Raw genomic sequence first — 25,995 nt, 5'->3', positions numbered from 1 at the left:
CTTATTTGTTTTTCTGGAGGATATACGTGTCTAAACGTCGAGTAGTTGTGACTGGACTCGGCATGTTATCTCCTGTCGGCAACACAGTTGAATCATCTTGGAATGCTGTATGTGCTGGACAGAGTGGTATCAGCCTTATAGAGCATTTTATAACTGAAAACTATACAACCAAGTTCGCCGGTCTAGTTAAAGATTTTGATCATGACGATTATGGTATTTCGGCCAAAGATGCGCGCAAGATGGATCTTTTCATTCAATATGGGCTTGCTGCGGGTAAACAAGCTATCAAAGATGCAGGTATAGAAATTACAGAAAAAAATGCGCATCGTATTGGAGCGGCAATTGGCTCTGGCATTGGCGGTTTAGGCCTAATCCAGGAAAACTGTAATAATTTACTGACTGATGGCCCACGTAAAGTAAGTCCTTTTTTTGTTCCCTCAACCATTATCAACATGGTGGCTGGACACTTAAGTATTATTTATGGTTTTAAAGGCCCCACTATCTCTATTGCTACCGCTTGTACTTCGGGGGTACATAATATTGGTCATGCCGCACGTATTATTGCTTATGGTGACGCTGATATTATGCTGGCAGGTGGCGCAGAAAAAGCAAGCACATCTTTAGGGATTGCTGGATTTGGCTCTCTTAAAGCCTTATCAAGACGTAACGATGAACCTGAGCGAGCAAGCCGCCCTTGGGATCAGGATCGAGATGGTTTTGTATTAGGTGATGGAGCGGGTATTTTGGTGTTGGAAGAGTATGAACATGCTAAAGCCCGAGGCGCTAAAATTTATGCTGAATTTGCTGGTTTTGGTATGAGTAGTGATGCCTATCATATGACGTCACCACCAGAGAATGGTGAAGGTGCAGCACTGGCCATGACAAATGCATTAAACGATGCAGGTATAGACGCAAAAAAAGTAGGTTATATTAATGCTCATGGTACATCAACACTAGCAGGAGATATCGCTGAGGCACGTGCTGTTACATCGATTTATCCAGAACGGAGTAAAATATTGATTAGTTCGACTAAATCGATGACCGGTCATTTATTAGGAGCAGCAGGTGCAATTGAAGCTATTTTTACGATTTTGTCGTTAAGAGATCAACTTATTCCTCCAACAATTAACCTTGAAAATCTCGATAGTAAATTACTTGAACTAGTAGACAACGGCCATCTAGATTTTGTACCCAAAGAGGCTCGCAGAGTTGAAGATATGCAGTATGCATTATGCAATTCTTTTGGCTTTGGCGGCACAAATGGCTCGATTATTTTTCGTAAAGTCAATTAATTGATATTTTCTTATAAAAAGGCCTCAACCTAAGTCAAGGTGAGGCCTTTTTATTGATGTATATGGTAAGTTTCCCATAAAATGTAGCGATAAATAGTAGGTATTCAGTTTGGTTAATAAGTTAGCACGATGATATGTTGGATTAATGGTGAGCAGCGAAATAATATTTCTGTCGAGGATAGAGCTGTTCAATTTGGTGATGGCTGTTTTACAACAATCCGGGTGGTTGGACATCAACCCGCCTTATTGTCGCATCACATTTATCGATTACAAAAAGGAGTTAAACAACTACTTTTACCTACACCAGATTGGCAAAAATTGGCTGCTGATATTAACAGGATGGCGCAATTGAATAAAAAGGATTTAGCCGTTATTAAAATTATTATTAGTCGTGGTGAAGGTGGGCGAGGGTATAGCATAGCGGGCTTTAACAAAGCAACAGTCATTATTTCGTTAACTGATTATCCAACTATCTATCTAAATCAACAGCAAACGGGTATTGATTTAACATTGAGTACCATACCAGTAAATAATAATCCTTATTTGGCAGGCATTAAACATCTTAATCGCTTAGAGCAAATATTAATAAAACAGCAAATTGAATTATTGAACGTTGATGAAGCTATAGTGACGGACACTAATGGCATACTGATTGGATGTTGTGCAGCAAATATTTTTTTGCGTAAAGGTAAACAAATATATACGCCAAATTTAGATCACGCTGGTGTTGAAGGTGTAATGCGTAAACAGGTTATTGCTTGTTTATCTGATACTGATTATGAACTTTTTTATATCAGCGACTATCCTAATATATTGGCACATAGTGATGAGGTAATCATTACTAATGCTTTAATGCCCATATTACCGGTTAACCGTATTTTAACTCAGCCAAAACAACCCGTATGGCACTATTATTCTCGTGAATTATTCAATTTTCTTTTGCCATATTGTTTGAGGTTAAATTAATTTTGCGATTAATATTAGATTAATTTTTGTAGTGTAATATTAGGAAATGAGTATTAAATGAAGTATGCAAGACGAATGTTGTGGTTGTTTATTTTTTTATTAATATTGAGTGGCTGTATTCTCTATACATTCTACCGTCAGATACAAAATTACGCTGATACAGCGATTAATATTGATGAAACAACTATTTTTACTTTACCTACAGGTACAGGGCGAGCAAGATTAGAATTATTGTTAACAGAACAGAAAATCATAAATCGGGCGGATATTTTTCAATGGTTACTGAAATTAGAGCCACAATTAGCGCAATTTAAAGCGGGAACATATCGATTAAATCCTGGCATGTCTTTGCGGACAATGTTAGAAATATTCTCTGCTGGTAAAGAGGCGCAATTTAGTTTGCTATTTATTGAAGGTTCTCGCTTCGAAGACTGGAAAAAATTATTACAGCAAGCCCCTTATTTAAAACAGACTATTGACAATCGATCTACGAATAAATTAGCGCAGGATCTAGGGTTACCCTCTGATCATTTATTAGAAGGGTGGTTTTATCCAGATACTTATTATTACACAGCGGAAATGAGTGATATTGATATATTAAAGCGTGCACATCAGAAAATGTTAATGGCGCTTGAATATGAATGGCAAGGGAGGGCGGCTAATCTGCCGTATAAAACGCCATATGAAATGTTAATTATGGCTTCAATTATTGAAAAAGAAACGGGTATTGATACTGAAAGAGCTAAAGTAGCATCAGTTTTTATTAATCGATTAAAGAAAAAAATGCGGTTGCAAACGGATCCTACGGTTATATATGGTTTAGGTGATAAATACCACGGGGTGCTTTATCGTAGAGACTTAGATAATTCAAATCCTTATAACACATATTTGATTGTTGGTTTGCCACCTTCGCCAATAGCTATGCCCGGCAGAGCTTCAATTAAAGCAGCAGCTCATCCTGATGAAACCAATTATTATTATTTTGTTGCAACGGGTAATGGTGGGCATACTTTTACTACCAATATTAATGATCATAATCAAGCGGTTAAACATTATCGTCAGACAAAAGATAAAAATGAATGAAAAGTCGTTATATAGTTATTGAAGGTCTTGAAGGCGCAGGAAAAACTACTGCGATAAAGACGGTGGTAGAAACACTCGCTAAGCTAGGAATAACTGAGATTGATTTTACCCGGGAGCCAGGAGGAACGCCGTTAGCAGAAAAATTGCGTCAATTAATTAAGCATGGTATTGCTGAGGAAAAAGTAACTGACAAAGCCGAGCTACTCATGCTTTATGCCGCGCGTATCCAATTAATTGAAAATGTTATTAAGCCCGCCCTTGCAAAGGGAAGATGGGTTATTGGTGATCGCCATGATCTCTCATCACAAGCTTATCAAGGTGGAGGACGTGGGCTTTGCGCCGAATTAATGAAAGTATTACGTAATACCATACTGGATGATTTTCGACCTGATCTCACACTCTATCTTGATATAGAACCTGCTCTAGGCTTGCAGCGAGCGCGGGATCGTGGTGAACTAGATCGGATAGAAAAAGAGTCATTAGACTTTTTTAAACGAACTCGTCAGCGCTACCTTGAGTTAGCCGCTGAAGATGACACAATCATCACAATTGATGCTAACCAATCATTAGAAGAGGTGCAAAAAACCATTCACGATGTATTATCGAATTGGTTGATAGCTCAAGGCAAGTAAAATGAACTGGTATCCATGGTTAAATCATGCATATAGACAAATAATTGCTCTCCATCAAAAGAAGCAAGGCCATCATGCATTGCTGTTACATGCTAATGCTGGAATGGGTAGTGAGGCACTCGTTTATGCTATTAGCCGATGGCTAATGTGCCAACAGCCGGCGGATATGAAAAGCTGTGGTTGTTGTCATAGTTGTCAACTGATGTTAGCACAGACGCATCCAGACTGGCATAAAATTGACGTCGAGAAGGGTAAAAATACAATAGGCATTGAAAGTATTCGTTATTTAACCGAAGTTTTAGTTGGCCATGCACAGCAAGGTGGCGCTAAAGTTATTTGGTTTCCTCGTATTGAAGCATTAACCGAAGCAGCAAGCAATGCATTATTGAAAACCTTAGAAGAGCCGACCAACAATACCTTTTTTTTGTTAGAGTGTCGCGATCCAGCACTATTGCTAGCTACTTTACGTAGTCGATGTTTTTATTATTACCTTTCTGTGCCAGAGCGTAAAACGGCAATTTCTTGGCTACAAAAACAAAAGTTATCGTTAGCGTTAGCTGATATTGAAACGGCTCTAAAACTCAATGCGGCTGCCCCTCTCGCTGCTTTAACCCTGTTACAACCAGAAAATTGGCTAAAAAGAAAGCAATTTTGCCAATCATTAATGCAACATTTAGCAACTAAGACACTTTTCAGTTGGTTACCTGAATTGGATCAGCCAGATGTAGTCGAACGCATCAATTGGTTGATAAGTCTATTGTTAGATGCAGTAAAATATCAACAGCAAGCAGGTAATTACTGTGTTAATCAAGATCAGCCATCATTAATTACCAAATTGGCCGCTATCAATTCTGCTGATGTCTTATTGAAAAGCGCTACGGAATGGCGAAATTGTCGTTATCAATTAATGTCAGTGGTGGGATTAAATCAGGAATTACGATTGGCATCTCAGTTAATTAACTGGCAGCGCGCACTATATCACCATAATTAAAAGAGTTTATTATGTTTTTAGTTGATTCCCACTGTCATCTCGACTGTTTAGATTATAAAAATAAGCATAAAGATATCGATGATGTTATCGCAAAAGCGGCAGCAAACGAGGTAAAATATATTCTGGCTATCGCGACCACGCTGCCAGGCTTCATTAGTATGAAAAAGCTGATTGGTCAGCGTGACAATGTGGCATTTTCATGCGGTATACATCCACTTGATCTTGATAAAGGTTATAATTTTGATGAGCTTGCACGCTTAGCGTCAGGCTCTGAAGTTGTTGCGTTAGGTGAAACAGGTTTGGATTACCACTACCAAAGTGAGAATGCTAAATTGCAACAAACTGCTTTTCGTCAACATATTCGTATAGGTTGTCAATTAAATAAACCCGTTATTATTCATACGCGAGCAGCCCAGCAAGACACATTAATGATATTAAAGGAAGAACAGGTTACTGATTGCGGTGGGGTTTTACACTGTTTCACGGAAGATGAGCAGATGGCTAAAGCATTATTAGACTTGGGGCTATATATCTCATTTTCCGGTATAGTGACATTTCGTAATGCCGAACAGATCCGCCAGGCTGCACGTATAGTGCCCTTAGATCGCATTTTGATTGAAACCGATGCCCCTTACCTGGCGCCAGTTCCCCATCGCGGCCAAGAAAATCAGCCCGCTTATGTAAGAAATGTGGCGCAGTTTTTGGCCCAATTAAAAGGCGTAGATATTGAAGAAATTGCGCAAGCTACTACGCAAAATTTTTGTGATCTTTTTCATTTAACCATTAAACGTGATTAAACCGCTTGCATCTTCATAAAAAATAGATTTAAAGGATGAAATTATGGTAGCAGAAACAATTTTTAGTAAAATTATACGTCGTGAAATTCCCGCTGATATTGTTTATCAGGATGATTTAGTGACGGCGTTTAGGGATATAGCACCTCAAGCACCGGTGCATATTTTAATTATTCCTAATATTTTAATTGCCACCATCAATGATGTGAAACCTGAGCATGAACAAACATTAGGTCATATGATCACGATCGCGGCAAAAATAGCTGAGCAGGAAGGTATTGCTGATGATGGCTACCGTTTAATTATGAATTGCAACCAACATTCCGGTCAGGAAGTTTTCCATATTCATATGCATTTAGTTGGCGGCCATCCTCTTGGACCGCTATTAACAAAAAAGGATAGATAAATTTTTAAATTGTTATTTTGTTGATTTGTCATTAAAGAGATAATCCTCGTTTTATTGGTTCCTCTTTAATTATAAAGCAATTTATATTGCTATTTTGGCACAGGCTTTATTATTCAGTTTACCTTGCAATTTAAGGTATACAGGAGAAGAGTAAATGAGACGTATTTTTCAACTTATGGTTGTGACATTCCTATTAGTCGGTTGCTCATCGATAACGGGTAAAAAACCGGCACCGGTCATTACAATCGAACCTATTGAACAACCAGCAACACCAACATCGCCAGAAACTGTGCCGCAGTTGTCAAAAGTAAAAACAGTAGATTGGTCAACAGCAGTTATTCCTTTAGCCAATCAATTGGTACAAGCTCCAGGGGTTGAGTCAGGCAAGGTGTTATTGATTGATTCAATAAAAAATAATACCAATATGGCAATTCAATCTATGCAAGCAACTGATGCGATTATTGATGCAGTTAATAACCAAAATGTATTCAAATTAGTTCCGCAAGATGTGGTGGCAAATGCACGTAAAGCGTTGGGCTTATCTCAGGAAGACAGTTTAGTTACGCGAAGTAAAGCCATAGGTTTAGCGCGTTATGTACAAGCTGATTATGTGCTTTATTCAGTTATTTCCGGTAATCAACAACAGAGTGAAATTGAAATGCAGTTAATGGGAGCGCAAACGGGTGAGATCCTATGGTCGGGAAAAAATCCCATTGAATAAAAAGGAAACACTTATTGCATTGTTATTACAAAAATATCCGACAATTACAGCTAATAAGTGGCAAATTAAAGCGTTACCAGGGTCTAGTGGTGGAAGTTTCTGCGTTAAAGCAAGCCCAAATATTAAATTAATTGCCCGTTTTGCAGGAAAAAATGAGCGTTCATTAGGTATCAATCGACAAAGAGAGCGTAAAATATTACGCCGGCTTACTCAGTTTGTTGCTGCCCCCCAGATAGTGGGGGCTGATAATGACTGGTTATTATTAGAATGGCTTGCAGGCGAGGTGGTTATTGATACGGACACTAGTTTACAGGAATTATATCAACCGCTAGGTCGTATATTGGCGTCACTCCATTCATATCCATTATCGGGTTACTCACTGCCTCTTAAACAACATTTAGCCAGTTACTGGTATCAAATAGACCGACGCAGATTATCACCTGATTGGTTAAATTTACATCATTTTTTTCAATATACCCGCCAACCTAAAACTAGCAAAAAAGTGCTTGCCCATCTTGATATCCATAATGGAAATGTTCTATTGGCTAATAATGGAGTTTTAAAACTGTTAGACTGGGAATATGCTGCTGACTGTGATCTGGCCTTTGCTTTGGCAACGTTATTCGCGACAAATGATTGGGATAAAAATGCCCAACACCAATTTTTGCACTATTATTGTCAGCAGCCACATGCATATAAAGATTTTTATATATTAAATCAACTAATTGCCTCATGGCTGCCATGGGTTAATTATATGAGAATGATGTGGTATGAAGTTCGCTGGATGCAGACAAAAAATCCGCAATACTTGGCATTGGCGCAACCTATTAGAGCAGAGTTAGGCTTAGTTTGAGCATACTGATATTAAAAGTATTCATAAAGTATGATATTAAGTAGGTAATTTATGGGACCGATTATATTAGATCTTGAGGGATTTGAATTAGAAACTGAAGAGCGTGAAATTCTAAACCACCCGCTAGTTGGTGGTATTATTCTTTTTACCCGCAATTATCATGATCCTGAGCAACTAAGAGAGCTTGTCCGCCAAATTCGCCATGCAGCGCATAGCCGTTTACTTATTGCAGTCGATCAAGAAGGTGGCCGTGTGCAAAGATTTCGGCAAGGATTTACTGCGCTACCTGCCGCCCAAGCCTTTGCTGCCCTTAACGATCAGGATACAGCGGCTAAATTAGCGGTAGAAGCTGGCTGGTTAATGGCGGCAGAGATGATTGCGATGGATATTGATCTCAGTTTCGCACCAGTGCTGGATATTGGGCATCATTGTATTGCAATTGGTGATCGTTCTTTTCATCAACAACTTGATATCGCTATTATGATGGCTGAGGGCTTTATTAAAGGTATGCATGCTGCGGGGATGAAAACAACAGGTAAGCATTTTCCAGGTCATGGCGCGGTTAGCAGTGATTCCCATCAACAAACACCAACTGATGAACGTACACTATCCCTGATCAGTTCACATGATATGAAAATCTTCACTTATTTTATCCAACGGCGTTTACTTGATGCCATTATGCCAGCGCATATTATCTATACTAAAATTGACGAACGGCCAGCGAGTGCTTCGGCTTATTGGTTAAAATCAGTCTTGCGCCAACAGCTAGGATTTTGTGGGACAATATTTTCTGATGATCTTTCCATGGCCGGAGCGGCGATTATGGGAGGATATGCCGAGCGGGCACAGGCAGCCCTTAATGCTGGCTGTGATATGCTACTTATTTGCAATAATCGTGTCGGTGCAATAAATGTATTAGATAGTTTACCAAATGAAAAATATAACCAAACGGTAAATCTTTATCATCAAACACATTCTTACAGTTTAGCTGAATTGCAAAAAACACCACGCTGGCAAGCGGCGAATTTAGCATTAACGTCCATGTGTGAAAAATGGCAGAGGTAGGTATGATTATTTATTTACATGGTTTTGATTCAACTAGTCCTGGTAATCACGAAAAAATAATGCAATTACAATTTATAGATCCAGATGTACGTCTTGTCAGTTACAGTACACTCTATCCCCGGCATGATATGCAACACTTGCTGAAGGAAGTTGATAAGAATATTCACTCTAAGAGCAAAGAGCCAATTTTAATATGTGGAGTTGGTTTAGGGGGATTTTGGGCTGAGCGGATAGGATTTTTGTGTAATATAAAACAATTAATAATCAACCCCAATCTATTTCCTTATGAAAACATGATAGGAAAAATTACCCGGCCAGAAGAGTATTTGGACATTATGACTAAATGTGTAGATAATTTCAGGCAAAAGAATAAACATAAATGTATGTTAATATTATCTCGTCATGATGAAATCATTGATAGCCAGCAAAGTGCCAATATTTTAAAACCTTATTATTCTATAATTTGGGATGAAACACAAAATCATAAATTTAAAGATCTGTCATATCATTTAGCAACAATTAAATCATTTTATAATTAGATTTATTATTAAATATTATTTAATAATAACATTATCATTTAATTATAAAAATTTAATGGCTTATTTATAATTATAATTTTGAAAAAAGGTGATATATAAAAATATATTATTTAAATAATTTGTTCTTATATATCATTATAAAACCCTATTTAATTTTTTCGTTGTTAACAATAAATTACTCTCTTTTACTTTTTATTATTTCTTGTTAATAATGGTATCTACTTTGACTTTTTAAAAATAATAATTTATAAGGTAAGGTATTATGCCAAATATTATGAAATATTTTTTTGATATTAGTTTTTCACAAGATAAATATATCTATAATGAGTTTGAAGATAAATTATTATTTATTTTTAGTAAATTTGTTGCAGCTAACGATACTAATATTACCGAAGGCATCACAGGTTTATGTGCAGCGCTTAGTGCTGAATATTTAACACATGTTCGTCAGGGAGGTTTAGAACAAGGTAAAAACTACCTGGCCAGTATAAAATATTTGACAAAAATTTTAGATGAGCAGATTTCTCCCCACGATCCTCCTCTTTTTAAAGCCATGCTACAGGCAAAAAAAATTCATGCGCAAGAAAAATTTAATCGTTTATTAATTGATTTGGCTAAGCGGCAGCGGGAATCTTTTGATATGATGGATATGGCCAGCTATTATCCCGCATACCCATTTTGGCCACACAAAGATCTAAGTGAGACTATATCCAATTATATGGAAAAAGTTATTTCATATGAAAGTGAAATGCAAAGTTTACGTAAAGATAGATATTGGTTCAAAGAACTATTTGTTGAGATAACACGTCAATTAGATAATGAGAATTATAATACTGAGGAAATTAAATTTTTTGCTGAAAATACCTTTATCTCGCTTAAAAAGAAGTATATTGAAAAATATATTAAGTATTATAATGATAGAGGATTAAAAACAATAAATAATAGTCAAAGATATATATATAACGAAATTAATATTGATGAGTTTATCAAAAAAATATAGACATTGATGATATAGATAAAAATAAATATTATGAATTTTGCTCTGTAGACCATATGATGGCTATTGTAATAGAGAAAAATAGTAAAACAGGAAAATTAATTTATGCTTTTTTTGACCCTAATAATGGGGTAATAGAGATAGAAAATAAAGATATATTTATTGAGTTTTTAAATTATATTGTTAAAACAAGACAGGATGCTTACAATTTTATTCAATTACGTGATGGAAATGTTGATGTATTTATTTCTGAAATGGAATATGATGAGCAGATTACCGAACAGGCAATTTTACCTAAATTAGATGAAAACTTAGTTAATATAACAACCAATAAGATCCTTTGTGAAAATGAGTATACATTTATTCTTGATTTAAAAACTAAAATTATTTTTAAAAAATTTAATGATAATACTAGAACCACTTTTATTGAATTAATTAGTGAAAAACATAAACCAAAACGTATTAATATTTTGATGGATTCTCTTTCAGTTGATGAAATATTAATGTTCTTTACTAGCCAACATAAAAATATTTTAGCATTATCAGATAATAATCTTCATATACGTATAACTAATGGAAATTATCAGATCCGTAAAATAATCAATGGTAGCGACATTATTTATCGTTTGCCGAATAGTAGAGAACTATTAGAATTTTATCTCTCCGAACCAATTGCTACTTTATCACATGAACAACTCCCCGTTGAATTATTTGAACTGCATAATAATGAGATTTTGGGTGATATCGCGCCAAGAAAACTTGATAATTGGTGGGATCCAAGAGTTAATCCGGAACTTATTCCTCAGCAAAATAAAATGGAATTAGTAAAGCCACAGCTAGCACAAGCTAATAATGTTTATAATGTTATCATCCAGTTAGAAGGTGAAGACATTATTAATAAAGCGGCGGCAAATTTAATTGGTAAACATCCAAATAACACCATATTAATTCAATATGATCTGGAAAATGATCAATATCGACTAGTATATGGTGATATTGATAAAGTCATAACTAACAATAGCCGCTGGTTACTAATTGGACATGGTCGTTTTGATGAACAAAAAAAACAACGAGTATTTGCTAATCAAAGTGCTTATACCATAGTTGATAAACTAAAAAAATTAAAAACATCGTTATTAGCCAATAATGAACCAGACAAAATAGTTTTATTAGGTTGCAAACTAGGCCAGGGTAATTTACTGGATAATTTTGCTCTCAATATAAGTCAAGAATTTTGGCATAAAGATTTTAAATCTACCATCGTGGCTTATACTAAAGATTTAGCTATTCATTACAACGGCAGAAAAGAAGTTTATTTGGATGAGAGTACAGATAGTAGACAGCCGGCAAAATACTATAAGAATCAGTATCAAAAGGATAACAATAGTGGTGAAATTATCATTAATGGTGAAGCTTTAATTTTATATCTTTTACGACAAATACATGCTGGCGATGTTTCGTTATCAAGCATAACAAATCGTTATGGTAATTATCTTAGTCAATATTTTCATTATTTTGATGGCAAGTTAAATTTAGATTTGCTAAAAATAATTGCTTATGATAACCAGGCATATAAAATATTCACTGATTATTTTTCTAACTATAATCGAATTAATAATAACTATGATATTGGTTTATTAATTGATAAGTTAAATAGTGAAAATATTTCTAATGTGCCATTATGGCCGAAAGTGAATGCTGAAAATATAAAAAGTCAATCAGCAGAAATAGTTAATAAAAATAGCTCACAAATAATCTTTCGTTTTTCTGGCGATAAAAAATTTCGTCTACAGGCTGAGTTAATAGCTAAGTATAATCCAGAAAATACTTTTATTTTCCAAATAGATAAAGATTCAAATAAAGCAATTTTAGAATATGGTGATTTAAAAAAATTAAATAATACCGAAATTAAAAAATGGCTATTATTAGGTAATATTGTGACGTATGAGGAACAATCTCTACTCGAAGGAATGACATCAGCTAAATTAGTAGATACCCTTAGTGAAGTAAAGCTGTATTTTGGTCTAAATATTCCGGCTGAAGTTTGTTTCTTTTCTCAGCAAGGCTTAGGACAACTTGCTAATCCTTATGATCCTACTGGTATTGCCAGTGAAACGGCAATAAATTTAGCAAAAAGAGCCATAAATAGTACTGTATCAACTTATCAGCAAGAAAATGTTCAGTTACCATGGTTTTCATCACAATATATAAATGAACATTATGTGCTTGCTGCTGATCATAAAAAATTATATCGATTTAATTATAATAATGAAATAAAACAATTATATCTCAATAATATTCCTATTGAACAAAGTTTGTTAATGGATATTGTGACAGACAAAATTGATCTTAATAATCAAAGTTATAAATATGCCTATCATTTACACAGCTATTTGGTTGAGGAAAACGATTTATTAGATATAAAAAAAATAGATCAAATTAAATTTGATCCTATTATTAATAAAAAAATTAATAATTATTTTGAACAGAATAAATATATTGGTACTCAGAAACTTATTGAGTGGCGTAAGTTTTTTTTAAATAATGACTTACCCACTATACAACAACAAGCCTATGATGCAAAAATAGTATTAGAAAATATTGCCTATCGTCCTGAAATAATTAACTATCTTAGTCCTTACTCTAAATATCTATTATCTCAACTATTCTCCTATCCAAATGGAATAATAGATATGAAAGAGTTAATGATATTAATTCATAATCATCAATCATTAGAGAATTTAAAAATATCATTAATAGAACTGGCTGGTATCGATGAACGAAGTGAAATTAGTCAATTAAGTTTGCAGCACGCCTTAAAAAAAAGCCAGCAATGGCATAATTACTATTTAAGTAATATAATAAGTTTAGCTAACAGAATTGATAAAAAATCTCTTCCCATGTTTAACATAGCTATAAATCCTATGCCTCATTCTTTTTATTACCAAATGAATAGTCAATTGGGAAGAAATCTAGCATTATTATATGCTTATAATGAAAATGATATTGAAAAGTTAACTCAGTTATTACAATACCATCATAGTTTATTAGAATTTTCTCGAAAACGAGCGTTAACTTATGAAGAACAACAGTTCTTAGCAAATGTTAATTCTGTATTTAATCGTATCAATTATCTTTTTACACAAAAGAAAATTGTGAATGAAAAAAATATTAATCAATTAGTGAAATTATCAATAGGTAAATATCAGTTAGATATAAATAATAATATTTTTACTATTTTAGTGCAGGATAAAAATGATGATTTTTACAGTTGCAAAATTTATGATCCGAAAATGGGAGAAATAAGATTAGATTTTATTCAAAAAGATAGTGTATATAAAGATATTCTATATTTTATGAAAACCTATCTTGATGATGAAATTATTATTGATAATAAAAAATATCATCGTTATGAGATGTTGGGTATTAAAAAGGAACAGCACAATAACTATCGCATTAAATTATATGAAATAAAGCATGATGACATCTTGTATGCTAATTTAGCGAGATTAATAGTACAATTACCGCTAAATCAACAAGAAAGCCAAGTTTCAGTTAAAATTGATGACATTGTTATTCCACTTGCTATTTTACAGCAGGCTGGCGCATATATTGATCAGAAAAAAATATCCTTATTCTCAATTAGGAACGTTACTGATTGGCAGAAAAAAATACGTTTTGATGTGGTAGCTTTAAATGATTACCTTAGTTTTTATCAAGGCAGTCAAAATAATATTAACTTAATTAAAATTTTAAAAGCGAAAATTAATGCAACCAACAATTATACAGATCTATTTATTAATAGTGATAATTTGAACGATCTTGCTGTAATTATGCAGCGCTTTGCTTATATCGAGCAATATAATAGTCAACAATTTGCCGATAAAAATTTGCAATTAAGTTTGCAAAAAGGCATATCTCATTTGCCTCGCTATGCACTATTAGTTAATAAACTTGCTAATACCATGCCGTTATTCAGTTTGATCCAATTAGTTACTGCAACGCAATCTGTCACTATGCAACTTAATAGTGATAATTTGTCTGATGATGAACGGCAGGTATTAGAGAATAACCTAATTGTAGCCTGGGCTGCCAATATAACGAATTTTAGTGTTCAGGCTTTGCAACCCGTATTGTTAAAAGCGGCTTATAAAGTAAGTGGTTCATTTAGTAATGCCAGCATGTTTGCTAATCGGGTTAATGCCGGCCTGACAATTGCTGCAACTGGATTTGATCTTTACTACGCCTATGAAAATTTTAGTCAGTTAGAAAATGAACAAGATCCGGCAATCAGGCAAGATTTGCTGGTTAATGGCATTTTATCATTAATTAATGCTGGTGTTAGTGCCTCTGCAGCCTTGGCTATCATGGCAGGATCATCAACCGCTGGACCGTTAGGGGTGCTTATAGGCACAGGATTGATGTTAGGTGGTATGTTTTATAATGCTTACCGACTCATTGAACGCGTAGAAGAAAAAATTGCCCTTACTAGCCATGAGAAATTTCAGTTAGCTATTGGTTCAATATTAGGATTGCGACCTATCTATTCGATCCAAAATAAGTTACTACAGCAACAGACTGCCAGTCAGTTAAAGCTTTATCGACAACAAAATGAGGAAAACTTTTTTAAACAAGTATTACAACCAGCCGGCTATAATTTGAGTATTATCCGCCAGGAAGAAGAGAATATTGCTGAGTTACTGCTATATCATTTATTTGATAACCACAATAATCGTTATCTGACAGAACAAAAATATAATCATTATCAATATGATCTTCAATATTTAAAACATGATTTGAATATTGTCTCCTTACCGCTAAATTTGTGGAAACAACAGCATCTTGATGAAGTACTAGAGACGATAAAGCGCAAATTTACTAAACAAGAAATAGAAAAAATTATAGCGCAACATCCTAATCGTTATCAGATAGAATTAGCTAAAATAAAAACTTATATACCCGTTTCTTACCAGCCATCAGACGAAATAATATTATTTAGTAACAAATATAATCATGTTATTAGACTTTTGGCTAATCAACCTTATTTTAATCAAAATTTAGCTAGTGTCAAGGCAGTAAACGCTATTTATTCAATACCAAATAATAATCAAATACAATATTTTAATGAAAGTTTGCAAAAATTTTTATCAAAGAAAAATTTAATAAATTTTATAACTGGTATTAGCTATAATTTAGCCAATGGTGATGATGCGATTGTTGGTTCTCAGGTAGTTAAAAATCAGTTTATTTGTGGTAATGGTAAAAAAATATTTATTGGTGGTGAGCTTGATGATCTATTTATTCTATTATTTGACAAAATAACAGTAAATGAAAATAAGTATTTCGATGGTAATAGAGGAAATGATACATTATCTGTTGAGCTATTACCTTATTATCAATCAGTCACAGATGATAATCCCACACAGCCAGTTAATAATCTGACAAAAGTAGTAGGAGCGTATATTAATTTACCACAGGGTGAATTGAAGTATTTAAGCGAAAACTATATTGATGATTTTGCCAATGTACCAGCATTAATAAGAAAAAACTACGCAACGGAAGTTTTAGTAGATTTTATTAATATAGAGAATGTTATGGGTAGTAAACATAGTCAAGATTTAATCTTAGGTAATGAAAAAGATAACATATTAAATGGACGTGGTGGTGTTGATATTATTTATGGTCAGGCAGGAAAAGATACATTGATATTAAATAATGGTTACGCAAATGGTGGTGAAGGAGCAGATACATATATTATAGAGCGTTATAATTGGTTGAATTATCAAGAAGAGCTCCCCTGGAATGAACAAAGCTATTATTGGGATCCTGATAATGAAAAATGGCAAAATTTAGATAGCAATAAAATTGGCTTAAAATTGGGTTATGATTTTAATGCCAATATTGTTATTGATGAAATTGAGAAAGAGAATAGAAGTGTCGTTGCTTTTAATTATAAATTAGATGAAATTATAGAAGTTAAATTAGTTGATACTGATATTTATCTACAAATATTATCAGATAAAGAATTAATTAATGGTGAAGTTAAACAAAGTATTATCGATGTAAGATTAAAAAATGCTTATATAAGTTTAGGTAATGACGAGTTTATACTTAATCATGAATATCTATTACAGACAATGGATGGTTTCTTATTAACTTTATGCCTACCACCAAAGCTAACCAAACAGAACACGCCAGAAAAAATATTTGAAACAATCTATTTTGATAAACTAGATAAATTTAATACAGACAACAATATTAATAAAATTGAGATTAATTTAACGCAAAATGGTATAAAAAATCACCATAAAAATTATTTATTACCCGCTACCCTTAAACCTATCATTGCAATTAATAATTATCAACATGCTATTTTTCATGGTGATAAATATAACAATCATTTTACTTCAATTAAAAAAAATAATTATATCTATTTTTCACACGGTATCGATATTTATTTGCTTGATGATTTGGCTAGTACAGATAAAATAAACGATAGTATTATCTTTGATTTTAAAGAAATTAATGATTCATTTACAAATGGAGATATTTTTATTATTGCAGTGAAAGAGTATAGTGGTTATGATTTTATTTTTGAGGGAAATTGTTTATCTTATCAAGCCTCATCTCAACTAGCACAAATTAAATTTGTTAATAATTTAGGCGATTTTTATGGTAAAATATATCTTTTAGATAAAAATAACCAATATTTTTTTATTAATTATCAAGACAATAAATATCAAATTACGCCTTGTGCCACAGTACAGACACCGTCAGAATTTGATGACAATATTTTTTATCCTAAAGGTTATTCTCAAATTATAAAAGTTAACTTATCAGCAGGTAATGATATATTAACCGATATGAGTGAAACGGGAAAAATTATTATAGCAGGTGACGGCAATGATATTATTACCGCTAAAAGTGGTGATAATATGGTTGTTGATGGCGATGGGAATGATATTATTTCAACCGGTGATGGTAATGATATTATTATATCAACTCAAGGTAATAATATTATTGATGCCGGTAAAGGAAATAATGTTTTAGCGATAAATCATGGTACAGGTGATATAAATGTATTTCTCAATGAAGGGAATAATAAAATTTTTATTCAAGGTTTAGGTGGTAGTGCTGTATTTAATTATCCAGATAATAATTTAGTTATATCATCGCTTAATAATAATAATAAAATAACTATTTATGATTATGAAAAATATAAAGACCTGCTTGAAATTAATACAACTTCCAATAGTGATATTTTATTTGATGAAAAAGATATCGCTTTATTAATTGAGATGGCATCTTCTTTTCAGCAAAAAAATAATCAATCTCAACCTTTCTCTTTGACTGTGCATGAAAGAGATTTTATTAATCAAATGTTTCAATATGCTAAAATTAATTAAATATAATAACTAAATATTTAAAGTAAATATTGTCACTAAATAAAAGTTTTATTAAATAAACTTAAAGCAAAATTTTTTATAAATATTATATTGAAATGGATTTCATTCATGAAATTTTAAAATTAAGCGATAAGGAATTTATTATGCCTAAAAAAAAATATCAATTTAAACCTGGTTTTTCACAACAAAAATATATTTTTGAAGCTTCTAAAGAACGCTTTGAACATATAGCTAATAAATTTATTTCATATAACGATCCGAGTGTTGCAAAGGAAATAACCGGTATCTGTTTAGCATTAAGTTCAGCCTATTTAACCCAAGTTCGCGAAGGTGGCTTAGAACAAGGTGAAAAATATATTATCGGTATACAGAAATTAATTAAAACAATTGATTCAGAAGTAGAAAGTTATGATCCTCCTTATGTTAAAGCCAGGCATAAGGCCAGACAATTACATGCTAAAGAAAAATTAAATCTTCTATTTATTGATTTGATTGGCAGGCAAAGATTATCTTTTGATTTATATGAAATGGCAAATTATCAGCCAAGTTATCATTTATGGCCAACAATAAATGAAAATGAAAATATGCATGATTATTTTGCCAGAATGGTTGAATTTGAAGCTAAAACAAATCCACAATTTTTAGAAAGATTCTGGTTTAAAGAATTTATAATAGAAATTCAGCGCAGAATTAATATACAGGATAAAGATCTTGATAATTTCAAACTAGCTATATATAAAATTTATCTAGAATTAAAGAAAAAATATCTTACTGGATATATGAATTATTATAATGATAGAGGTTTAACAATTAACAGAAATGAAGGAAATGGTATATTAAATGATATAAAATTTGACGACTTTATTGAAAAGTATATTGATAAAGAGGATGTTAGTAATAATCTTTATTTAGAATTCTCTTCTGAAAACCATATGATGGCAATTGTTATTGATAAAAATAAAGAAACTGGATTATTAAAATATGCTTTTTTTGATCCTAATTATGGCATTATTTACTTTAATGAACCAGAAGAATTTAAACAATTTTTAATATATATCGTAAAAAAAAGAACGGATATTTATAATTTTTTAACTTATGATAAAAATTTTTATATTAGTTCTGTTATAGAGTTAGAAAATAGTGATGTAATAAATAAAAGCAATGTTTTTCCAATAGTTGATAGTGATTTAGTAAGTATAACGACGACCAAAATACTTTGCGAAGAGCAGAGTGTTTTCTATCTTTCCCCCAATATAAAATTGCTGTTTAAGCAATTTAATGCAGAAATTGGCAAGACAGACATGATTCTGATTGATGAGAGTGAAAATTATAAATCCATAAAATTAAATATCAATTCGCTAAATTCTGATCAGATTTTAGAAATTATAACAGAGCAGTATAAAAATATCTTAAAATTAAAAAATGATAATATTAATTTAACTATAAATAATAATAAATGTCTTGTTTCTAAAATTAATTATGGCGGAGATAAAGAACTTGTTACAGAATTTGTGCTTGAAAGTATACCAGTAGACATTTTGCAAATGCATAATGATGAATCTTTAGGTTCGGATGATGCTATTGCTTTTGATGCATGGTGGGATCCAAAAATAAATCCGGAAAAAATTCCGTCACATACTGGTGCAGAAAGAAAAAGATTAGCAGAAACAAATTATCGTCATAATGTGATTATTCAATTGGAAGGTGACGAAATTGTTAGCAGGTCAGTTGCCTATTTAATTGGTAAGCATCCAGATTTGACCACCGTCATTCAATATGATCTTGAGCATGATCGTTATAGAGTTGCTTATGGTGATATTAATAAAGTAGCTGGTGAACGAACGCGATGGTTTCTTATTGGTCATGGCAGAATTGATCGCACAACTAAAAAAAGAACCTTTGCCAGAAAAACTACGCAATATATTGTCGCTAAATTAAAAGAGTTAAAACAAAATGAATTTAATAATAGTGAGCCTGAAAAAATAGTTTTGCTGGGTTGTAAATTAGGCCAAGTAAGGATAGAAGATAATTTTGCCTTAGATATTAGCCAACAGCTTTGGCATGAAGGATTTAGCTCAATAATAACTGCTTATACTAAAGATTTACATATTAGTCGTAATGGCAGAAGAATAGTTTATTTAAATGAGTATGAAAGTAGCCGTAAGGATGCCAGATATTACAAAACTATTTTTAATAAAGAAATTTCTCCGATGGGTATACAAATTAATAATGAAATATTAATTAATTATATTTTAAGAGAAATTAATTTAGGTAATATTTCATTGGATAGTGATATTATTAAAAATAGCGATTATATAAAGCAATATTTTTACCTACCTAATGGTAAATTAGATATTGATTTATTAAAATTAGTTGCTTTAGATAGTCGAGCATATCATTTATTTGTTGATTATATGTATGAAACAAGAGCTATTTACGGTGGTTTTAATGTTAATGGTTTCTTAGAAAAATTATATAACCAAAAAATTTTTGATACGCCTTTATGGAAAACCGTCAACCATGAAGCAATAGATCAAAACTTATATAAAGTCGATAAAAATTCTGTTAAAAAAATTATTTTTCGCTTTGCAGCACAGGAAAAATATCGCCAACAGGCTGAATTATTAGCGAGTGAAAATCCAGATGATAGCTTTATTTTTCAGGTAGATAAACAGTTAAAGACAATTATTTTAGAGTATGGCCAGTTGGATAAACTTAAAAATATCGCTGCTGATAAATGGATTTTATTAGGGAATATTGAACAGCATGATGCAAATTTCTTATTTGAAGGCATGACAGTAGAAAATTTAGTTGATGTAATAGATAATATCCATAAACAACATTTATTAACTATACCAAAAGAAATTAGCTTTTTTAATAAAAAGGCATTAGGTAAATTATCAAATCCGTATGATGTTTCAGCCATTGCCAGTCAGCTAGCCATAAAATTAGTGCAAAAAAATATCAATACCACTGTTAGCACTTACCAAATAAACTTAGATCCTTTTCCTATACCATCAACTGATGGTGTCGCTGAATATTTTCATTTAGTGAGTAGTAATAAATTACCCAAGTTTAGATATAATCAAGCTAATAAACAACTATTTTATAATAACTTTAATATTACACATGCTTTGTTAATGGATATAGCCAAGGAAAATATTGATATTGATAGTGATTTTGAAAATTATCAAGATTATTTAAATAAATACCTATTAGATCAAGATGGTAATTTAATAACTAATAGGATAAAAAAAATCAACTATGATCCGATAATTAGTCGTAAAGTTAATAATTATTTTTTACACAATATCGATCAGCAGCCGGATGCTTCTGAGCAATGGCAAAAAATATTTTCAATTAATGATAATGAAGCATTAAATGTAAAGGTAAGTAATATTAATATCTTGCTAGAAAGTATTTATTATCGCCCAGAAACCGTTAATTATCTTAGCGATTATTCAAAGAGTCTACTGACGGAATTATATTCTCGTACTGATGGCTCGCTAGATATTGGTGCTTTAATGCTGTTGATAAATGATCCTCAGCAATTAAATCAGCTACATAAGTCATTAACTGAACTTACTGCTATTGATGAAAGAAGCGAACTTCATCAATTACCATTAAAAGAGTCATTAATAAGAAGTCAACAATGGCATCAATATTATTTTAATAATATTCTATCATTAATTAAAATAACCCAGGAAAATCCTAATGTAACCATAAAACCCTTGTTACATGCTTTTTATTTTGAGAAAAATATAAATTTAGGCAAGTATATAGGACTATTTTATGCATTAACTTCTAATAATACCAATGATCTAAATCGAGTATGGCAATATCATCGTGATTTAATTGAAATTTCTAGTAAAAGAAAACTATCAATTAGTGAACAGCAATTTTTAAATAATTTTAATGAACTTGTTGATTTGACTGTTTATATTGCTGATGATAAGGGCATATTAGCAGATCAACAAAAATTAACTTTTTCTGCCAGTTTAGCAAGTGAACCGATAGGAAAATATCAGTTAAGTATTAATCATGTGGTGTTTACCATTATTATTGCAGATAATGGTGATGGTTATTATCAGTGTAAAATATTTGATCCGCGAATGGGTGAAATAAAAATAAACCAGCTCGCCCAAGCGAATATAGATAGCGAAGTTATTTCTTATATTCGAAATTATCTTACTGGTGATATTGTAATTGATAATAATAATTATAAACGTTATAAGTTCATGGGACTAACAAAAGAGGCAGCTTTAAATGAGCCATTTAAACTACAAAAAATTACTGACAGTTTACTCATTAAAACAAAAGGAAAAAACTTAATTGATACAGTCGCTATTGATGAAAGTACATTGACAATTCAAACCAATATAACAATAGCTGACAGTAATATTTCATTACAGACATTACAACAAGCCGGTGCTCATATAGAAGATAGACCTATTTCATCATTTGCTATTAGAAATATTGCTAATTGGCAAACAAAAATAAAATTTGATGCTGAAAAGCTTAATGATTATTTGATTTTTTTTCAGGGAACCAAGGAACATATTGATATTATAAAATTTATTAAACAAAAAATAAAATTATTACCTAATCAGCAAGATATATTATTAACAAATAGTGATTTAAATGATTATTCTGTTGCCATTGCTCATCTAACCGATATCAATACTTATGATGAACCGCAGTTAAAAAATAGAAAATTATGGCAAAATTTGAAAGTCTATATAGCTGGATTACCGCGTTATTCTCACATATTGAATAAAGTTTCTAATCTTACTCAATTGATGAATATTATCCAATTGGTGTCATCGACTCAGACAACATTAAGTTATTTAAATAATTCTCAACTTTCTGCTAGTGAACGTCAGCATATTGAAAAAAACCTTATTATTGCCTGGAGTTCTGGTATCGTAAATTTCGGTGCTGAAATTTTACAACCGCTATTATTAAAATCTGTATCACAGATAACAGGAATGAGGTATAGCGCTAATCTGTTTGCCGCCAAATTATCAATGGGGATTAATATTGCCGCTAGTGGCTTCGATTTTTATTACGCCTATGAAAATTTTAGTCAATTAAACTATGAAACTGATCCGGCAATACGGCAAGATTTAATAGTTAACGGTACAATATCGCTACTAAGTGCGGGCGTTAGTATTAGCAGTGCATTGGCTATGCTGACTGGTGCTTCATCAGCAGGTCCCATAGGGGTTGCTATTGGAGCCGGTTTAATGCTAACTGGTATGTTTTATAACGCATACCGGACTGTTGAAAGGATCAAAGCTAATGTTCAATTAACAGCTATGGAAGAGTTTCAAACCGGATTGAATGCTGCCTTAGGACTGCAAGCGGGTTATTCAGTGCGTAATAAACTATTAAAGCAACAAACAGCCAGTGCGCTCAAGGCTTATAAAATACAAAATGAAAAAGATCTATTTATTAATGTGCTAAAACCCGCTGGCTTTAACCTTAGTATTTCTGTTACAGAAGAAGATAAAATTGTTGAATTACCTTGTTACCATTTATTTGATAAACAGACAAATCTTTATTTATTAAAAAATAAGCAACGATCTATTCAATATGATCTAGAATATTTAAAAAATGACTTAAGTTTTCTTTCCTTATCGATCAATTTATGGAAACAGCAACACCTTGAACAAGTTAGTGAAGATAGCAAGCGAGAATTTACTGCTGAAGAGATCAGAAGAATTATTGCTCAATATCCAGAGCGTTATTTAGTAGAATCAGCTAAACTTAAAACTTACATACCGATTGATGTACAGGGTGATAATGAAATTATTATGCTAAACAGAGAGCATGATAATTTAATTAAGTTATTATAAAATAGGCCTTATTTAGATAATTATATATTTTCAAATACAAGTGCTATTTATTCATTAGCTGGCAGTAATCAACCTGAATTTATTTATGAAAATTTACAAGATTATTTAATGAAAGGTGGTTTGAAAAGAGAAATTACCGGCGTTAATTTTAATTTGGGTAATGGTGACGATATTATCGTTGGCTTAGCTGAGGTAAGAAATCGTTTTCTATCTTATAGTGGTCATAAAATATTTATTGGTGGCAAACAAGATGATACTTTTATTTTATCAAGCGAAAAAATAGGTGAAAAGGAATATAAATATTTTAACGCCGATGACGGTAATGATACTTTAATTATTGCTCAATTACCTCTTTATTTTAATAATATATCATTAGAGAGTGATGGCAAATACACTGGGCCTAATGTAAAGCTTTCTTTAACAGGAACATTTATTAATCTGCAACAGGGAGGCTCTTTAAGATTTCTTAATCAACCATTTTTTACTAATTTTGACGATATGCAATTGTTAATTGATAATCGGAATAAGACGGGTATTCATGCAGATTTAGTCAATTTTGAAAATGTTATTGGAATAAAAAATAAGCAAGATTTTATTTTAGCTAATAATAAAGATAATATATTAAATGGTAATGGGGGTGTTGATATTATTTATGGTATGGGTGGTAAAGATACTATTATATTAAATAATGGTTATGCAAACGGTGGTGATGAACAAGATACTTATATTATTGAGCGTTATAGTTGGAATGAATATATTGAAACCATAGCCTGGCAAGGAAAAAATTATATCTGGAATGCAGATAATGAAAAGTGGGTAAATACAATAATAAACAATAATATTGTAACGGTCATTATTGATGAAAATGAATTTCAAGCTAAAAGTATTGTTAACCTTAATTATCAATTAGATGAAATTGTCGGTTTAGTAATAACAGGTAATGATATTATTATTAATTTCTTGACTACGGATAATCAGGAAAATTTAAATGTGGAACAGCAATTAAATAAAATAGGATTAATTTAATATTAAAAAATGCTTATAGATATTATGATAGTGATAATTTAATAGCTAACCATGAATATATCTTGCAAACCGCTGATGGTTTTTTACTGTCGATGAATTTAACTGATAAAATAAAAATAGCGACATCAGCAGATAAAATATTTGATGCTATTTATATTAATGAATTAGATAAAAATAAAAACGCTATGGTTAATAGTGATATTGAAATTAATTTAAAACACAATAGTATAAAAAACTATCGGAAAAACTATATTTTGCCAAATATGATAAACCCCTTATTGGCTACACATAATGCACAAAATGTTATATTTCATGGTAATAATGATAATAATCAATTTTTATCAATTAAAAATAATACATATATTAATCTTTCGCATGGTATAGATACTTATATTATTGGTGACATTAAAGTTGAAAATAGTAAAAATAGTAAACATATCATTTTTGATTTTAATGAATTAAAAACAGGTTATACTGGGCAAGATATTATTACTATTGTATTAAAAAATTATAGTGGTCATGATTTCTTCTTTTATGAAGATAAATTATTATATAGCAAAGATCATGATGTCGCTGAAATTAAGTTTATTAACAACATAGATGACTTTAATGGTAAAATTTATCTTATTGATCAAAATAGCGAAAGTTTTACTATCGAATATAAAAACAGCTTATATAGTATTAAGTCTACATTTGAGATAACAACGGCTACTGAGAATAATGATAATATAGTTTATAGTAAGCGTAATATCACGCAAAGAAAAATTGATGGATTAGGCGGTGATGATATTATTACAGATATGACTGAGTTGGGTAATATTCTTATTGGTGGCACAGGTAACGACATAATTACAGCTAAAGGTGGTCATAATGTCATTGTCGATGGAAGTGGTAATGATATTATTTCGCTAGGGGATGGTAATGATATTATTATATCAATGCAAGGTAATAATATCATTTCAGCAGGTAAGGGTAATAATATAATAGTTATAAATTATGATAATAATGATACTAAAGTTTTTTTAAATGAAGGAGAAAATAAAATTTTTATTCAAGGAATTGGAAATATTTATCGGAATGAGTTTTTAGGTGATAATTTAATTATTTCTTCTTTAGATGATCAGCATAATATAACTATTTATGATTATAATAAATATAAAAATAATCTAGAAATCGATACCACATTAAATAATGGTATACTATTAAATCATCAAAATGTAGATTTGTTAATAAGTACCGCCTCAGCTTTTAAACAAAATAACGATCGTACAGTATTTGCTAATTTAGCGGATAGTGACAGAGATTTTCTTAACCAAATATATCAATATAGTGAAATGAGTAATTTATAAATTAATGATTTATTTAT

The 25,995-nt window shown here is 31.6% G+C and carries 16 protein-coding genes; all 16 read left to right on the top strand.

All coding sequences use genetic code 11. From position 1 onward, the window contains the following. The first annotated feature begins 26 nt into the window (after positions 1–26). The 16 genes from fabF to QE177_RS08615 all read left to right on the top strand — a co-directional run bounded on the left by fabF (position 27) and on the right by QE177_RS08615 (position 25,978). Positions 27–1,292 (top strand): beta-ketoacyl-ACP synthase II, encoded by a 1,266-nt coding sequence (gene fabF / locus QE177_RS08690; protein ID WP_280548792.1) that lies wholly within the window; start codon positions 27–29, stop codon positions 1,290–1,292. A gap of 129 nt (positions 1,293–1,421) precedes the next feature. Next, positions 1,422–2,258 carry an aminodeoxychorismate lyase gene (gene pabC, locus QE177_RS08685; RefSeq protein ID WP_280548790.1) on the top strand — a complete coding sequence of 279 codons (837 nt, stop codon included), beginning with the start codon at positions 1,422–1,424 and terminating at the stop codon, positions 2,256–2,258. 57 nt (positions 2,259–2,315) lie between these two features. After that, a complete protein-coding gene (mltG, locus tag QE177_RS08680; protein WP_280548788.1) occupies positions 2,316–3,341 on the top strand; it encodes an endolytic transglycosylase MltG in 1,026 nt (341 codons plus the stop codon). Then, on the top strand, positions 3,338–3,973 hold the full coding sequence (tmk, locus tag QE177_RS08675; RefSeq protein ID WP_280548786.1) for a dTMP kinase: 636 nt from the start codon (positions 3,338–3,340) through the stop codon (positions 3,971–3,973). The genes mltG and tmk overlap by 4 nt, the downstream gene beginning before the upstream one ends. Position 3,974: 1 nt before the next feature. After that, a complete protein-coding gene (locus QE177_RS08670) occupies positions 3,975–4,964 on the top strand; it encodes a DNA polymerase III subunit delta' C-terminal domain-containing protein (RefSeq protein WP_280548784.1) in 990 nt (329 codons plus the stop codon). An 11-nt stretch (positions 4,965–4,975) separates the two neighbouring features. Beyond that, positions 4,976–5,761, top strand: coding sequence for a metal-dependent hydrolase (locus tag QE177_RS08665; RefSeq protein ID WP_280548783.1), 786 nt, complete (start codon positions 4,976–4,978; stop codon positions 5,759–5,761). Positions 5,762–5,804: 43 nt separating this feature from the next. Further along, complete coding sequence (gene hinT, locus QE177_RS08660) at positions 5,805–6,164, top strand: purine nucleoside phosphoramidase (protein ID WP_280548781.1); 360 nt, start codon at positions 5,805–5,807, stop codon at positions 6,162–6,164. A gap of 154 nt (positions 6,165–6,318) precedes the next feature. Next, positions 6,319–6,885, top strand: a complete 567-nt coding sequence (lpoB, locus tag QE177_RS08655; RefSeq protein WP_280548779.1) for a penicillin-binding protein activator LpoB — start codon at positions 6,319–6,321, stop codon at positions 6,883–6,885. Beyond that, positions 6,848–7,738: a phosphotransferase gene (locus tag QE177_RS08650; protein ID WP_280548777.1), complete on the top strand. Its 891-nt coding sequence runs from the start codon at positions 6,848–6,850 to the stop codon at positions 7,736–7,738. Before lpoB ends, QE177_RS08650 begins: the two co-directional genes overlap by 38 nt. 51 nt (positions 7,739–7,789) lie before the next feature. Then, positions 7,790–8,803, top strand: coding sequence for a beta-N-acetylhexosaminidase (gene nagZ / locus QE177_RS08645; RefSeq protein WP_280548775.1), 1,014 nt, complete (start codon positions 7,790–7,792; stop codon positions 8,801–8,803). A gap of 2 nt (positions 8,804–8,805) precedes the next feature. Then, entirely contained in the window at positions 8,806–9,342 is a 537-nt protein-coding gene (ycfP, locus tag QE177_RS08640) for an alpha/beta hydrolase YcfP (protein WP_280552250.1), read from the top strand. A 262-nt stretch (positions 9,343–9,604) separates the two neighbouring features. Then, entirely contained in the window at positions 9,605–10,342 is a 738-nt protein-coding gene (locus QE177_RS08635; protein WP_280548773.1) for a hypothetical protein, read from the top strand. Between the two features lie 53 nt (positions 10,343–10,395). Then, positions 10,396–17,745: a C80 family cysteine peptidase gene (locus QE177_RS08630; protein ID WP_280548771.1), complete on the top strand. Its 7,350-nt coding sequence runs from the start codon at positions 10,396–10,398 to the stop codon at positions 17,743–17,745. Positions 17,746–17,888: 143 nt separating this feature from the next. Continuing rightward, complete coding sequence (locus QE177_RS08625) at positions 17,889–23,603, top strand: C80 family cysteine peptidase (RefSeq protein ID WP_280548769.1); 5,715 nt, start codon at positions 17,889–17,891, stop codon at positions 23,601–23,603. 108 nt (positions 23,604–23,711) lie between these two features. After that, the gene (locus tag QE177_RS08620) at positions 23,712–24,629 is read left to right on the top strand and encodes a hypothetical protein (protein ID WP_280548767.1); all 918 of its coding nucleotides are present in this window, start codon (positions 23,712–23,714) and stop codon (positions 24,627–24,629) included. A gap of 62 nt (positions 24,630–24,691) precedes the next feature. Continuing rightward, positions 24,692–25,978: a calcium-binding protein gene (locus QE177_RS08615; protein ID WP_280548765.1), complete on the top strand. Its 1,287-nt coding sequence runs from the start codon at positions 24,692–24,694 to the stop codon at positions 25,976–25,978. Positions 25,979–25,995 lie beyond the last annotated feature (17 nt).

Source organism: Arsenophonus sp. aPb, from assembly GCF_029873475.1.
Lineage (GTDB): Bacteria > Pseudomonadota > Gammaproteobacteria > Enterobacterales > Enterobacteriaceae > Arsenophonus.
Note: the sequence above shows the minus strand (reverse complement) of the source record. Positions and strands in the feature narration are given on the sequence as shown.